The organism is Paenibacillus sp. IITD108 (genome assembly GCF_036541265.1).
GTDB lineage: Bacteria > Bacillota > Bacilli > Paenibacillales > Paenibacillaceae > Pristimantibacillus.
Genome location: NZ_JAZHCT010000039.1, coordinates 34,312 through 48,202, shown reverse-complemented (window position 1 = coordinate 48,202; position 13,891 = coordinate 34,312). Strand labels below are relative to the sequence as shown.

At 37.2% G+C, this 13,891-nt stretch carries 17 protein-coding genes and 1 pseudogene; all 18 read right to left on the bottom strand.

The window, feature by feature from the left end:
• Nucleotides 1–83: 83 nt before the first annotated feature.
• Nucleotides 84–473 (bottom strand): DUF6886 family protein, encoded by a 390-nt coding sequence (locus V1L65_RS24615; RefSeq protein ID WP_331701926.1) that lies wholly within the window; start codon nt 471–473, stop codon nt 84–86.
• A gap of 166 nt (nt 474–639) precedes the next feature.
• Nucleotides 640–1,218 (bottom strand): hypothetical protein, encoded by a 579-nt coding sequence (locus tag V1L65_RS24610; protein ID WP_331701925.1) that lies wholly within the window; start codon nt 1,216–1,218, stop codon nt 640–642.
• A 162-nt stretch (nt 1,219–1,380) separates the two neighbouring features.
• Complete coding sequence (locus V1L65_RS24605; RefSeq protein ID WP_331701924.1) at nt 1,381–1,689, bottom strand: hypothetical protein; 309 nt, start codon at nt 1,687–1,689, stop codon at nt 1,381–1,383.
• A 189-nt stretch (nt 1,690–1,878) separates the two neighbouring features.
• Nucleotides 1,879–2,407: pseudogene (locus tag V1L65_RS24600) on the bottom strand (DinB family protein).
• Nucleotides 2,408–2,518: 111 nt separating this feature from the next.
• Nucleotides 2,519–2,746, bottom strand: coding sequence for a hypothetical protein (locus V1L65_RS24595; RefSeq protein WP_331701923.1), 228 nt, complete (start codon nt 2,744–2,746; stop codon nt 2,519–2,521).
• A gap of 16 nt (nt 2,747–2,762) precedes the next feature.
• Nucleotides 2,763–3,383 (bottom strand): bis(5'-nucleosyl)-tetraphosphatase (symmetrical) YqeK, encoded by a 621-nt coding sequence (yqeK, locus tag V1L65_RS24590; RefSeq protein WP_331701922.1) that lies wholly within the window; start codon nt 3,381–3,383, stop codon nt 2,763–2,765.
• Between the two features lie 132 nt (nt 3,384–3,515).
• Nucleotides 3,516–5,498 (bottom strand): iron ABC transporter permease, encoded by a 1,983-nt coding sequence (locus V1L65_RS24585; protein ID WP_331701921.1) that lies wholly within the window; start codon nt 5,496–5,498, stop codon nt 3,516–3,518.
• Nucleotides 5,499–5,503: 5 nt separating this feature from the next.
• Nucleotides 5,504–6,490, bottom strand: a complete 987-nt coding sequence (locus V1L65_RS24580; protein WP_331701920.1) for an ABC transporter substrate-binding protein — start codon at nt 6,488–6,490, stop codon at nt 5,504–5,506.
• 157 nt (nt 6,491–6,647) lie between these two features.
• The gene (locus V1L65_RS24575) at nt 6,648–7,832 is read right to left on the bottom strand and encodes an MFS transporter (RefSeq protein ID WP_331701919.1); all 1,185 of its coding nucleotides are present in this window, start codon (nt 7,830–7,832) and stop codon (nt 6,648–6,650) included.
• A 184-nt stretch (nt 7,833–8,016) separates the two neighbouring features.
• Nucleotides 8,017–8,991, bottom strand: coding sequence for a helix-turn-helix transcriptional regulator (locus tag V1L65_RS24570; protein ID WP_331701918.1), 975 nt, complete (start codon nt 8,989–8,991; stop codon nt 8,017–8,019).
• Between the two features lie 527 nt (nt 8,992–9,518).
• Nucleotides 9,519–10,118: a zinc dependent phospholipase C family protein gene (locus tag V1L65_RS24565; RefSeq protein ID WP_331701917.1), complete on the bottom strand. Its 600-nt coding sequence runs from the start codon at nt 10,116–10,118 to the stop codon at nt 9,519–9,521.
• A gap of 22 nt (nt 10,119–10,140) precedes the next feature.
• Nucleotides 10,141–10,575, bottom strand: coding sequence for a GNAT family N-acetyltransferase (locus tag V1L65_RS24560; RefSeq protein ID WP_331701916.1), 435 nt, complete (start codon nt 10,573–10,575; stop codon nt 10,141–10,143).
• A gap of 31 nt (nt 10,576–10,606) precedes the next feature.
• Nucleotides 10,607–11,422: a GNAT family N-acetyltransferase gene (locus V1L65_RS24555; protein ID WP_331701915.1), complete on the bottom strand. Its 816-nt coding sequence runs from the start codon at nt 11,420–11,422 to the stop codon at nt 10,607–10,609.
• A 21-nt stretch (nt 11,423–11,443) separates the two neighbouring features.
• Nucleotides 11,444–11,893: a hypothetical protein gene (locus tag V1L65_RS24550; RefSeq protein WP_331701914.1), complete on the bottom strand. Its 450-nt coding sequence runs from the start codon at nt 11,891–11,893 to the stop codon at nt 11,444–11,446.
• A complete protein-coding gene (locus V1L65_RS24545; RefSeq protein WP_331701913.1) occupies nt 11,893–12,384 on the bottom strand; it encodes a DinB family protein in 492 nt (163 codons plus the stop codon). The genes V1L65_RS24550 and V1L65_RS24545 overlap by 1 nt, the downstream gene beginning before the upstream one ends.
• Before the next feature lie 32 nt (nt 12,385–12,416).
• The gene (locus V1L65_RS24540; RefSeq protein WP_331701912.1) at nt 12,417–12,821 is read right to left on the bottom strand and encodes a DUF5071 domain-containing protein; all 405 of its coding nucleotides are present in this window, start codon (nt 12,819–12,821) and stop codon (nt 12,417–12,419) included.
• A 33-nt stretch (nt 12,822–12,854) separates the two neighbouring features.
• A complete protein-coding gene (locus V1L65_RS24535) occupies nt 12,855–13,235 on the bottom strand; it encodes a hypothetical protein (RefSeq protein ID WP_331701911.1) in 381 nt (126 codons plus the stop codon).
• An 85-nt stretch (nt 13,236–13,320) separates the two neighbouring features.
• On the bottom strand, nt 13,321–13,866 hold the full coding sequence (locus V1L65_RS24530; protein WP_331701910.1) for a GrpB family protein: 546 nt from the start codon (nt 13,864–13,866) through the stop codon (nt 13,321–13,323).
• Nucleotides 13,867–13,891 lie beyond the last annotated feature (25 nt).

Genomic DNA, 13,891 nt, shown 5'->3' with positions numbered 1-13,891 from the left:
CCGTTCAATAATAGCTCTTGCATTAACATAAAACATAGTTATCATCCCCTCTGTTGAAAGGTATCCCGAATCCCGATTCCCGTCTACTTTTCTGCATTTCTAAATCTAATTATGGAAAAATCATTAATCGAAGATTCTAATAATGCATTTCTTAAGGGGTGTAGATTGGGCGTAAACCTTAATTCAACTCCGTATGATAGTATTTGATCAATTAAATTGTTTACAGGTTCAACGTTAACAGGTTTTATTATCTCCTCCGAAATATAATAACCTGCGATCTCATCAATTAATTGAAAATGACTTTGTTCAAATGAATATTTGAATAATGTTATCTCCCTTATCCGCTCATACCAAGAGCTTTCAACGGTTATAATTGTTTGTGAAGTTGTATGCCCAAAAAACACTCTTTGATCCTCTTCACTGACCTCTGGGCCCTTGGTAAAAATAATTCTTGGACATTCTCTTGGAAACAAATAATTGACCAAGCGTTTTTCATTTAACGCCAAACAATAGGAGGCAAATCCGGTCTCGTATCAGATTTTCTTGGCATAAATTGTTCAATATTCGAATTCTCGCTAATATGATAGAGCAAATCATCACCTTCCTAATGCGGTCTCACTAATCAAGCCTATTCTTTGCTTAGTATTGTATTAAATTATCCTTCTCTACATCATAACTAACTGCCATGCTTTTAATTATTCCGTCATCCGTTTCATGTTTGGCGGTATTCGAATCATTAATTTCTGCATCGTCAAATATTTCAACCCTATAATTTTTCTTTTTAAAAGTACCTGATTTAATTTTTTGAAATCCTTTCGATCTTAAAATTTGTTCAGCCTTTTCAAATGTATCTCCAACTCTAATATTAAATATTTTATTCGATTGATTTGCTGTTTCCATTCTCTTTATTTTAGGGCTTTTATTATGATCAATGTTAACTCCCTTCATTCTATCGTAGGTATCTGAGTATCTTCCCGATAAATAAATATCTGGGTATATAAAATTCAACTCACAGCCAAAACATCCTGGTGTTAAATCTTTGCCCAAGCCGTACAGTTTCTCCACTTCTGATTGCGACATAAAAAGTCTTACTTGATTAAACGCAATATTCTTCATTTCTTTTTCAAAATTATAAGAAGCAAATATCTTCGCAGCCGAAATAATTGTTACTATTAAGAGGGGCAGCATTATTACTAATGTCAAAATTTTATTTTTCATTTATCGCTCTAATATTAAGAACTCGATACTTCTAAAATCTTTTACATATAACATAATCCCATATTGCCCTGTTAATTTTTTCGACATCAACTATCCCTCCGTGCAGTTATTGAAACGAAAAACAAGCTTATAGCTGGTAAAGCTCCTTTCAAATGGTTCAATTCATCTATTATAGAACTTATTCATTATCCCTAAAGAGTTTATTACTATTATATTTCCATCCTGATCTCGAAACGTATCTGAAATTGTAGTGTATATTCCAACAATTGTTACATTCCTTGATAAGCGGTCAATTTTTTGATTGTCATCTATTAACTTACAATCACTAAGTATATACGTATTTGTACAAGAAATGGAATGTTCTTCAAGTAACCAATTGATGTACTTCTTTTCCCCTGGAATGCTGGCATTAGTGATAATTACTATTAAAACAATCACACTAATACCTATCAAGATTATCTTTTTTTTCATAATTCCCCTTTCTTTACAGCAGCTATTCGTTGTTTATTATCAGCCCCTGAACAGCTCTGTATAACTAATGATGCTAATACTAGAGCAACTAATAAATAATACCCTTTCACTTCGTCACTTCACTTTCCACGCTTAGCTTTTTAGAAATAGTTTATCTTTATAAAGAAGCCGAGTGCAGCAAACACTCGGCTAATCGATTATCTCCAATCTTTTTCTTATCATTCTAATTTGACCCCTATGATTAATTTCATCTTCGAAAACATGAAACCACATAAAGTAATAATTTGCTTGTTTTTTATACCAGAACTCTTCCTGTTTATATAGCCAATCATCATTAACCGATTTAAATAATTCGAAAGTTCGATTTCTGACTTCATTTATCCATATAATATTTCAGATCATTTCCTCTAATTTCTTTTCGTCCTTTTTCACCAAGCTCCAAAGCTGCACCCCAAATGGATATTTCTTTATCATTTAACTCTCTTAATTCAAAGGTTTGCAACTGATATGCATATTCTACCGCCGCAAAATGCAGCAGCAAAGCGCCAATGGAATTACTCTCTTCATCTAGTAAAAAATCCAGTTGATCTATAGTTAAATTTTTAACGGCTTCTAATGTTGTAAACCTTGCATAATTCATCATCGACAGCAACCGGCTAATTTGAGGAGAATAACCAGGTATGTCGGAAATGAGATAGATATTATTCATGTTTAACATGTTTTCCCTCCAGTCTCCTATAAACTTGTATACGATCGAAAGTGAAATATTATGTTTCTGTTATTACTTTAACTTCCAGAAAATTTACCCCTCGTAATGTCTGGTCAATTGTTATTTCCCTCTTTTAGATAAATAACAACAGTATGCGTAATCAGTTACCGCACGTGCTATTCCAATTAATTTTTCATCTTCCCATGCTGTAATTATGATGTCAGCATTGTTAATCATTCGTTGTAATCGTTCTAGATCCTCATAAGGTCTCTTAATCCCTGAAGCCAGAAATACTTTTGAAAGATCCTCGGCTTTAATGTCCATACTGTCCTTGTAGGTTATCCTCATCTTTAAGCTCTCCTTGTTACAATTTCAAATTCAGCAGTTCTTCTCTTGCCTTTATCAACCATGGATGAACTAATTTCATCTTATCTCTCTGTTCCCAAATATGATTTAAGTATGTCAAGATTCCCTCATCAAGTTTATGATCGTTGACCTTTTCTCTGATATCTATCAGATATTGATGATCACCCTGCAGTTCCCACGATATCTTATCCGAGATAAATAGCACTTTATCAAGCAGACTTGATTTCGGTTTTAACGTTGTATGACATTCGATAGCGTCTAATATTTCCTCGTCATGAATTTTAAATATTTCCACAGCCATTGCTTTTGATAATTTCTGATGTACTATTCGTCCGTATTTGTACTCATCATCCAATAATTCAATTGAAAGTTGTTTAGCAACTGCTAACATTTCACTAGCAGGAATGACATTGCTAACATCATGCAGTAAACCGGCCTGTTTAGCCTTGTGTGGGTCTGCACCGTATAGCCTGGCTACACGCTCAGCCTCATTTGCCACTGTAATTGTATGATTGAGGGTTTCGAGGTCATTATGGGATAAAAAGAATAATCGGATATTGTTCTCCAATTCACCTGAAAGTTGTAAATCTTTTACGTAAGGCTCTAGAATGTATTTCATTATTAGCCTCCTTATCTATATCCGCCGGATAGAACAACAGCTATTTACTACCAATTCTATTAAATTTCCCTTAAAAATGGAAGAGCCGTTCCATATATCATCTTAATGACATACGAAACAGCTCTATCTTCTTTATTTTGTACTTATCTTATTCGTTTTCTTCAATAAATAAAGCAAGTATGGTGCACCGATTAAAGAAACAATAATTCCTGCAGGTATCTCCTTCGGCGCTAAGATTACCCGACCAAAGAAATCTGCACTAATTAATAAAATTCCTCCGACACAAAGCGTCAGCGGCAGCAGTCGCAGCATTTTGGGACCAACCAGCTGTCTTGCAATATGAGGAGCGAGCAGACCAATAAACCCGATTGCTCCAACTACGGAGACGCTGATAGCTGACAATGCAACAACTAAAATAATAATGAGCAGCCGCGACTTTCGCGTATTGACACCAACGCCTGTGGACACTTCATCTCCAAAGGATAAAACATCGATTGCTCTGGCAAAGTAAAGCACAATGGGAAGAATAAGAAGGAAAGTACCGATTACGATCCACATATGATGCCAGCTTGTGCCATAAGTGCTGCCTGCCAGCCAAGTCAGCGCCTGAGATGCGTGTAAGTTGGATTTCACAATGAAAATCTGAATAAGCGCAGCACCAACTGCCGAAAAGGCTATACCCATTAACAACAAAATCATCGGTTGAAATCCGCTTTTTGCACTAATACTCAGCACAATGATCATCGTCACAAATGCACCAATTAATGCGCCAATCGGTACAAATATAAACGGAGCTTGCGGAAATACAAGCAAAAACAGCATCGCCATCACATTCGCGCCCGACGTAATACCAAGCACAGAAGAGTCTGCCAGCGGATTGCGCAATACATTTTGCAGGATCAATCCACTCATCGCCATCATCATGCCAATAATAAAGCTGACTATTACACGCGGTACCCGGAAATCCCATACATAACGGTTATGCATCAATTGCTGCGGCAAGTCAGCTAAAGATGTAAAACGCGTTCCTCCAAACGACAAGCTTACAATGACTAATAAAAGAACAAACAATATAACAACAGGATAAAAACGAGTTAATGATCGGATGCGTACTTGGCCATCCAGCGATCCTGCTTTTGTACGTGTTGAAACGCCCATTTTAAAAGCCAAGTAAACAAGCCATGGACCTCCGATAATTGCCGTCATTGCTCCAACCGGAAGCTCGGATGTTGTGGAAACGATACGTACCAAAATATCAGCACCAATTAACAAAGCTGCCCCTACAACGATATTTCCAATAATCATGGTGCGATGCATCCGGAACCCCATCAGCCTGACCAGATGCGGTGCAATGATTCCTACAAATCCAATCGGTCCTACTGCGGACACGGTTACGGCTGCAAGCAAAATCGCAATAAGCCATCCTAGAGACTTGCTAAGTGTGACATTTTGCCCTAGCCCGGATGCTACCTCATCACCAAGCAGCAGTATATCAAAACGCCGGCTGACTAACAAAGCAAACAACAGAGCTCCCGTAATCCAAGGCCATGCAAATTGTACCCCGCTCCAATCCAGCTGAAGCAAAGTACCCGAGCCCCAGAGAAACAATCCGGAAACTTCATTCTCGAACAACAATTGCAACGCACTGGTAAAGGATGAAAATAACATCGTGACAATCATCCCTGTAAGCGCAATGCGGACAGGATCCAGTGATTTGCCAACTAGAAAGCTTACGATTAAGGCAGCTGCAATTCCGCCTGACATTGTGATCAGAATCGGAAATTTACCGCTTATCGAAGGCAAAAAAATCGTAAATAGCACTACGAAAAAATAAGCCCCTGCATGAATCCCCAGCGTACTCGCACTTGCGAGCGGATTTCTAGTCATGGATTGCAGCAGCATGCCAGCAACAGCAAGCGCGGCTCCCGCTAAACAGCCAATCACAAATCGCGGAAGCCTGCTGTACAGCAAAAAGTTCATTTGCTGCTCATCGTGCCAAACCTCTTGCCAAAAGGCGATTAAACCATGCGAGGCTTGCCCTTGGCTTACATGGATAGCTCCAAGTACTGCAAAAAGGACAATAAAACCTGCTAATAAAGATAAAGATTTTTTCATTGCACTCACTTCACTAGCGCTTGCTTAACATGTTCAACTAATGTTTCCATCGATAGCACGCTGCCAAACGTCCATACACCAGCGCCTACATCATACATTTCATTTTCTTTTACGAAATAAAGGCCTTTCCATGCTGCATTATTTTCAAGATTGTTGAACAAAGGATCATCTTTTTGAACCGTATGAAGCAGCATCGCTTCTTGATATTTGGATAAGCCCTCAACGTTTGTTTCAATAAGGCCGCTTGCCGACTGTGCCTCATCTAGAATTTTATTGACCAGCCCTAAATTTTCAAGCACATGGCTAACAATTGAGTTTTTTGTAAAAATACGGAATGTGGGAGCCTGATTAACGGAAAACGCCTGAGTAAACACAAATTCATTTGTTGTTAATTTAGCGTCTTCAATTGCTTTTTTAGCTTCTGCATACTGGCCCTCCAGCCGCTGAATTGCTGCATCCGCTTCTTTCTCTTTGCCCACCAGCTTAGCTGTCTGTTTTAACGTTTTCATCATATGAGCGTACAGATCAGCTTGCGCTTCTGCTGTTGCATTGTCATACATAATGACAGGAGCGATTTTCTCGAGCTCGGCTTTTATTTTTTCATGACGCCCTTTTATCCCGATAATCACATCAGGGTTCAATTGCGAAATAACTTCCAAATTCGGTTCAATCCGGCCGCCTACATCAACGACATCTTTGGATAGCTCTGCGTCAATCGTTACCCATTTATTGAAGTTTTCTATGTCTGCGACGCCAACAGGCTGAACGCCTGTAATAAGCATTTCCTCCGTGACGCTCCATTCTAGCGTAACCACCCGAGACTTAACACCATCAAAGGTTTGTGTACCATAGCCATCTTCGATTTCAATGGTTTGATTTCCAGAAGAATTATCATTATTGTTTTGTTCCTTTGGCGAATTATCTGTTTTCTCCATACACCCCGTTAAAATAAACGCAAATACGATAACGACTGCCATATATTTTTTTAACATTTTCTCCATGTGCCCCCTATGTACTTATCAACTTAACTGATAATGATTATCATTATTATATTCGATTTGAGAACTATTCGCAATAGGTTTACAAAAACAAACACACCGCACCTCATAATTGGGTACAGTGTTTTTCATGTTCCTTTATTATATGAGGCTATGCTGACAAGCTCGCGGCCGCTTTCTTTTTCACTGATAATAAAGTGACCATCATAATAAACACAACAGCTGCTACAAAAAGAATTGGAAGATGCTTATCCCGTTGATAAAGACTTGTGCTTAAAATGGGAGCGATTACGGCAGAAATGCCCTGCACCGAAGCCACAAGACCGGCCACGCCTCCTTGCTGCTCACGAGCAACAGAAAGGGAGGAGCCTGCCATAAAGCCAGGCATCATGAGGCCCGCTCCAATACCGAACATGAAGAAAGCAGCATAAAAAGCAACTAAGTTAACTACTAATAAAAAAAGCGCCATACTGATCATCACAAGTAAAGATCCTGCTACAATGACAGACTTTGGCTGCCAATGCTTTTTCATTTGTACCCCTTGTGTAACAATCATCGCCACTCCACTGAACATTAGCCCTAGAGAAATCATTCGTGCAGTTTCCTTCGTAGTTAAAGCCAGCTGGTCTTGAAAATAAAAACCTCCTATTACTTGCAAAGAAACAATGCTAAGCATGGTTGCGAATCCTGCAAACAAGTAAAGGCGCAGCCCTTTTTGAAACGGGTTTACCTTCGGTGGCTTTTCGTGAATAACTGGCTTTTGATTGGGAATGAGCATTAGCACAACGACAAATGCAACAAGAGGTAATATTGCACCGATATAAAGCGGCCAGATAAGTCCGATAAGTGCAAATCCACCGGCAATCGCAGGACCAAGCACAAGCCCCATTCCATTAGCCGCACCAATTAATGCCATTCCTGCTGATCTGCCTTTTTCATCTGTAACGTCAGCCATATATGCCTGTGCCGAAGCTGGAACGGCTGGAATGCACAAACCGACCAAACTGCGAGCAGCAATTAACAATACAAGCAGTAGTCCGCCACTAATAAGCTTCGATAATCCAGCATACATCGTAAGAGTGAAAAGAACATAACTGACAAACATTCCTAAGAATCCTATTAAAACAATAAACTTTCTTCCTTTTAAATCACTCCATCTCCCCCACACTGGAGCCATTATGGCCATCGCAACAGAGCCCAAAGAAATAATTAAGCCAGAATGAGTTTCACTTAGCCCCAATTCACGTATTAGTGGAGGCATAACAGGAGCGATAATCATCAAGCCAACCATTGCAACAAATACACTAAAAAAAATGCCGAATCTTACTCGTACCATCCTTGCATCTATCTCCTTTCGCAGCATTGACCTTTTTGATCGTAATCCCTAATTTCTCAGCCCGAGATTACTCTGGCGAGATTTCAAGAGATTACCATTCATTATCAACGAATACGAAAAGATTATCTGCCAACAAACGGATTATCCTTAACGCTTAACGGATTATTTGATTTTTCAAATTAACTTACTTGTGAAAATAACCCTTTTCAACCTCGCTTGGATTATAGCCATAAGTTTTACGAAATAAATTAGCAAAATGGCTTAAATTGTGATAGCCAACTATGCTGGCGACTTCGCTCACATTGCCTTCTCCTTGCTCTAGCATTTTTCGAGCTTCATGCATTCTCAAGCCCCGTACATAGCCAAAGACAGTCGTGCCGAACAATTCCTTGAACCCAAGCTTGAGCTTGTAGTCGTTCAGGCCAACCATTCTGGCAAGCTCGAGCAGACTGGGAGGCTGCTGCCACATATGAGACAGAAAATTTTTGGCTTCATGCAGACTTTGAATATCGCCGGCTTTTAGCTTTGATATTGCCTCGGCTTTTAACTTTTCCCTCGCCGCTCCATCCAAATGATAAGCTAGCAGTTCAAACGCTTTTCCTTCCAAATAGAGCTTCTGAAGAACACCGCTGTATGGACATTCTTTCATTTGCTCCACAATTAAAGAAATATGAGGAGACCCTGCTACTTGTCTGCAGAAGAACGTTTCATTCGACATGCGCGCCAATTCAGGAAGCAGCTCATTCAAATGCCTAATATCGATTCGAAGCTCCATATGAAGCATTCGCTCATAAGGGGAAAGCTCTGCATGAACGTTTTCATTGCGAACGTAGAGCAGCGTAGAAATACCCGTGGACAAATCATAGCTTCTTGCTTGGCCAGCCTTCTTCCAGTTGCCTTGCCCTCTTAGCGTATAGGAGATTTCCAAATGTGGATATTGAACACCTACATCTAATTTAATCGTTTCATCAAACTTCGCGTCAAACCAATTCATTTCCATCCCATTGCGCAAACGAATTCGTTGTACATGCCCTTTCCCGCTTTGCAGCGGAAGCGAATATTTCTGATGATATTGCTCAAGTTGAGGTGATGACAACGAAACATGATCTAGTTTATTAAATAAACATCCTAGGTTATGGGTATTCATTTGCAGCTTCAAATCGTTTCCCTCCTTTGTATATCAATTGATATCTAATTATGATATTGATTATTATTATCAATAAGAGTATAGACAATTCCCTTTACTTATTCAAATATTGCTGCTTTGATTTCGTTACGAGCAATATTTTTAACGATCAACTCTTAATCTCTTCAATTATTGAATGCCCTCTAGAATGGTCTTTACATGTCCATTGCCATTGTTCATGCATTCTGATAAGGCCATCCTCTAATATCTCTGGAGTCGATTTGCATAATCCGGTCATTAATTCCCCATGTTCGTTAATATGATGATAGCTCATATTCAATACACCATTATCATCTACCGTTCCAACTAAGTGGCCAATCACTATTCCTCCGCCTGAATAGTCAGCCCAAACAATGCGATCTCGTTGTTTATAATGAAATAACGTTTCACTCGAAACCTCCCCATTCTCTGTATTCTGAATGGATACGAACGTTCTGCCATCGAAATTAATGAAATTAATAGCAAACACCTCATCTCTTATTAATATTACTTAAAAGAAACTATAGTTTTAATTTCATCATCCCCAAGTCAACGGATGTCTCTATATAACCAATTATCTGATCAAACGTAAAAACATTAAGTTTTTCATCCAGAACTCCCTTATCATACTCCATATCACCTAATACATAAGGAAGGAATTGCTCAACATCTTTCGAACTAACCTCTTGCAAATCCAAAATGCCACGATGAGAACTAAACATATTTTTCAATTTATCTTTACATCCATAGTATTCTAATAATTTACTATTAAGCAGTCGAAAATCGTTATGATATAAAGCATATAAATCTTTATTAGCTTCCATTCTATTTTTAAGCCAAGGAAGATTAAAGCCTCTCAGCCACAGATCATCAGCAATCAAATGTGTAAAGTAACCCAATACGTAATAGCTCTCTTTATGTGAGCTATATTTATTTAAAAAACCCTTATAATCAATGGACCTTGTATAATCATGCACTTCCCCTTTAAAGAAGTGAGAAAGCTCTTTTGGTGAAACAGCATCTGGAGCAATGCTTCCCAATAGAAATGCAGTTCCATCTTCTATCGACAAAGTCTCAGCAATTCTATTAGCAATAACCGCATGCATTATTCTTGATCCCATGATTATGCCCCCTTCAACTATTCTACCAAGATGTTTTATAAAATACTAAATCATCATCTTTCACATATTGGGACCGTGAATAAGTCTTTATTGCTTCGTGATTATCACCGCCTGTTAAAACTTTCATGTCTCTTACTCCCCGATTATGAAGCTCTTTCTCAACGAAGGAAATTAACCTAGCAGCTATTCCTCTCCCCCGGAAAGCTTCTCTAACATATACTTCCGTTATTTCCCCTTGTAAATTGCGATAACAAAACGACTTAAAATACTGGGCACAAATAAACCCAACATAAACCTCATTCTTTAATGCTACTGCTATTACTTCGTTCGAGGTCTTTATGCTTTCTTGTATTTCATCTACAGATGTTAATTCTGGTCCATTAAATTCACAATTCAGTTTTTGTAATTGTACTGCATCAAATTCTACCGCTACTCGAATGGTTATATCCGGTGCCATCCTAGGGGCCTCCAATACGACTAGATTTTTATCAATTGCTTGTAGTCTGAAAATATTCTTCCCTCAAAAGACCATAATACAAAAGATCTTCATGTTGTTCCCATTTTATAACATGCTGCCTTAACAGACCTTCGTATTGCATACCTATTTTTTTCATAACCTTTCCTGAAGCAGGGTTTCTCCCTAAATGTCGTGAAAATATACGATTTAACTTCATTTCCTCAAATGCATATTTTACAATTCCTTTAGCAGCCTCAGTACAATAACCATTATTCATGTACTTTTTACCGACCCAATAAGCAAGCTCCCCATGATTATAATTTTTATTAATTCCTATACTTATTGCGCCAATGAAATAGTTATCCTCTTTATGCACGATTGCTAATTCAAGTAATCGGTCTTCATTAAAGTTTTTGTTATGTGTTTCTATCCATTTCTCTGCAACGCCATCCTCATATGGGTGAGGAATATTTAGTGTCATTTCAGCAATGTACCTATCTCCCGCTAATTGCTGAACTACTTTGGCATCTTCCAATCTAAAGGGACGCAATAATAATCTATCCAGATGTAATGTAGGCAGTTTTTTCATTTGGTTATTTCCAGCTATATTCTTATCTATAATTTCAATATGAAACTTCCCGAGCTTATACCATTTAAAAATTCTTAATGAGCCTATCACCCATATAACACTGAATACAATCCAAAAAAATAACCATCGTCCCAATTCATTGATTTCCCTAAGGCCTTCCATGTTAACAGATATAAATATAAGAACACGAATGTTTAAAAATAGTAAAAATACTTGTAGAATGATCCAAGCCGTTAATAATCCTTTTCTTAGCTTCATGGAGTTATCCCCCTACAATAGCTATTCTTGCGTATTTTCAAAAAATACTTCTTTCGTTATTTCAATTATTTTGTCCGTTGCTTCTTGACTAGAAGGATCCTGTACCAATAAATGGAATATTTCTCTTAGTTGGTCTGCTCGTAATAAAACTAAATCTTTAGACTTCTCTTCTCTTAATGATATATACAAATAATTTAAACTAATATCTAAATTGTCATTAATCCTCCCGTATGAAGTCAGCTCCGACATTGCAGATACATTTGACACTGTGGATATCATTGATCTATACGTATAATCATTTACTTCCATACTAAAACTTCCAAGGACACTTCCTAATTGTTGCCTAAATGAATTATCAATTGTGCTTTGAAGCTCTTTTCTTGCACTTTGGGATTCTATATATTTAAAACCGATTACTATTAAACCAAGTGATAAAAAAATTATTATAAAGCTGTTTAAATTCTTCTTCATTACTTTACCTTCACTTGTTTTTGTGACTTTATATATTTTTCTATCTGCTTCTTATGATGCTTATCATGAGGGATAAACCCTTTCAAGTAACCTCTTATTGAAAATTTCTTGTTGTCGCCATCCTTATATTCCTTCAAGTATTCATCCTCGGTTAATCCTGAAATATTCTCTATTATTTTGTTCCTATGCGCTAGAAACTGCTCAATTATTGCATCACTGGTTTGAGTTTTGGCATACTCCCTTGCCTTCAAATTAAAGTCATCAAAATTCAAATGCTTTACCGTCACTGACTCTCCTAATTTAATCTTCCCAATTCCTTCATCATAAAAATACCTATCCCATAACATGATATGACTTATAATATCTTTTACACTCCACTTCCCTTCAGAAATGGGCTTATCCCAGTATTCTTCTTCCAATGATCTAAGTTCCTCTACAAAAGTAATAAACGATTTAAACTCCTCCACCATTTCACGAGAAGACTTTGCCATCTGCAGCACCTCTTTTTATTTTCATTTCAGTCTTAATCATTTATAGGAGCATTAATTGATTTTAATATCCTTTCAGCTGTTTCGTTTACTCCTTCAAGTTTTTCGCCTGCTGTTGGACTGCATAATATTCTTTTTAAGTCATTTATGAAATCTATTTTTAGCTCTTGCGGTAATTTTTCAACAAAGTATACCAAACACCATTCCTTCCAAATATCATCGTTAGTGCTTAGAACTTGTTTTACATATGGTATTGTTTCTTTAGGGTATTTTAGTAATAACCCTGAAACCTTCATTGCAATAGGCCAATTTATGTCTTGTAACCATTCGATTAAGTTTGGGATTAATAATACAATGATCGATTTATCTAAGTCCGCCAACTTATTAACTCTTTCAAAATCACCTTTATCTCTCGGCAAATATTCACTTACGACTTTCATTAAGTCAGGACTCCTTTTGTTACCCCATTATCCTCAGTCCACTCTCTCAAATAGTATTTCCATATTATTATTCGAAATAGTTAACTTATTTTTATTAATTTCTACTTTGTACACTTTCTTATTGATTACTATTTCGGCTTTTGAATCCCACGTATATTCATATTTCTTCCTGTTTTCATTATTAAACTTTTTCGTCTCTATTCCATTCTCTTTCGTTAAATAATAATTTGAAAATGAAATTTCTTTGTCCCTAACCTCCCAGTAGTTATAATGTGATAATTCTTCGTTTGTCCCTTCTTTTTGCGACGCTTGGAGAGCTTCCCAATTTCCCACAAACAATTCCTTAGTAGAGGAACAACCTGAAATCATTAGTATAGTAATGAGTAATACTGAGATGTACCCTACTTTTCTCAAATTCACGATCTCCTTTTTTCTCTCGAGTATTTCACCTTTCCTTATAGCATTTCTCGTTTATCGTCGTTCTTTCATCCTTCAATTTTTATATATCTGATTGCCCGGCTTGCCATCCAATTTCCTGAGACCAATGATGGGCCTTTTGAATAATATCCCATATAATCGGTTCTTTACCTTCTACATATCTTGATCTTTCTTGCTTATAAAGGTTCATTAATCTGTATTTTTCTTTTTCATATCTTATACAGTCCTCAGGATGAGTTCTTAAGTAGTCCCTAAATAGTAGTGATAGTTGTTCTGAATAACTGCCTGCTTGCCTTACATGTATATGTGTTCTTCTAGTGCCAGGTACTTCCCTAAAATAACCTTTAGTTCTATCAGGATTTTCTTCCCTAAAAACAAATCCAACTGCTTCAATTTTAGATTGATATTCTTGCAAATTATTTATACTAGATACTGAAATTTGTATATCAATAATCGGTTTTGCTGCTAACCTATTAACTGAAGTTGAACCAATATGATCAATTCTTAAGGCGATTTCTTTTAACGAATCCCTTAATCTTTTTCCAACTTCCTCAAACAATAAGGGCCAAGAAGGATCATATTCAGAAATTCTCCATTGATCTTCCATAATAGTATCCCACTTTCTTTTTTCG

Coding starts and splice junctions, on each gene's coding strand:
- yqeK (WP_331701922.1), bottom strand. CDS start 3,383: ATGAAATACATTCTAGAGCCTTACGTAAAAGATTTACAACTTTCAGGT.
- V1L65_RS24555 (WP_331701915.1), bottom strand. CDS start 11,422: ATGAAGCTAAGAAAAGGATTATTAACGGCTTGGATCATTCTACAAGTA.
- V1L65_RS24545 (WP_331701913.1), bottom strand. CDS start 12,384: ATGGCAAAGTCTTCTCGTGAAATGGTGGAGGAGTTTAAATCGTTTATT.
- V1L65_RS24605 (WP_331701924.1), bottom strand. CDS start 1,689: ATGAAAAAAAAGATAATCTTGATAGGTATTAGTGTGATTGTTTTAATA.
- V1L65_RS24585 (WP_331701921.1), bottom strand. CDS start 5,498: ATGAAAAAATCTTTATCTTTATTAGCAGGTTTTATTGTCCTTTTTGCA.
- V1L65_RS24560 (WP_331701916.1), bottom strand. CDS start 10,575: ATGGCACCGGATATAACCATTCGAGTAGCGGTAGAATTTGATGCAGTA.
- V1L65_RS24580 (WP_331701920.1), bottom strand. CDS start 6,490: ATGTTAAAAAAATATATGGCAGTCGTTATCGTATTTGCGTTTATTTTA.
- V1L65_RS24575 (WP_331701919.1), bottom strand. CDS start 7,832: ATGGTACGAGTAAGATTCGGCATTTTTTTTAGTGTATTTGTTGCAATG.
- V1L65_RS24540 (WP_331701912.1), bottom strand. CDS start 12,821: ATGAAAGTCGTAAGTGAATATTTGCCGAGAGATAAAGGTGATTTTGAA.
- V1L65_RS24610 (WP_331701925.1), bottom strand. CDS start 1,218: ATGAAAAATAAAATTTTGACATTAGTAATAATGCTGCCCCTCTTAATA.
- V1L65_RS24550 (WP_331701914.1), bottom strand. CDS start 11,893: ATGAAGAAGAATTTAAACAGCTTTATAATAATTTTTTTATCACTTGGT.
- V1L65_RS24565 (WP_331701917.1), bottom strand. CDS start 10,118: ATGGGATCAAGAATAATGCATGCGGTTATTGCTAATAGAATTGCTGAG.
- V1L65_RS24530 (WP_331701910.1), bottom strand. CDS start 13,866: ATGGAAGATCAATGGAGAATTTCTGAATATGATCCTTCTTGGCCCTTA.
- V1L65_RS24595 (WP_331701923.1), bottom strand. CDS start 2,746: ATGAGGATAACCTACAAGGACAGTATGGACATTAAAGCCGAGGATCTT.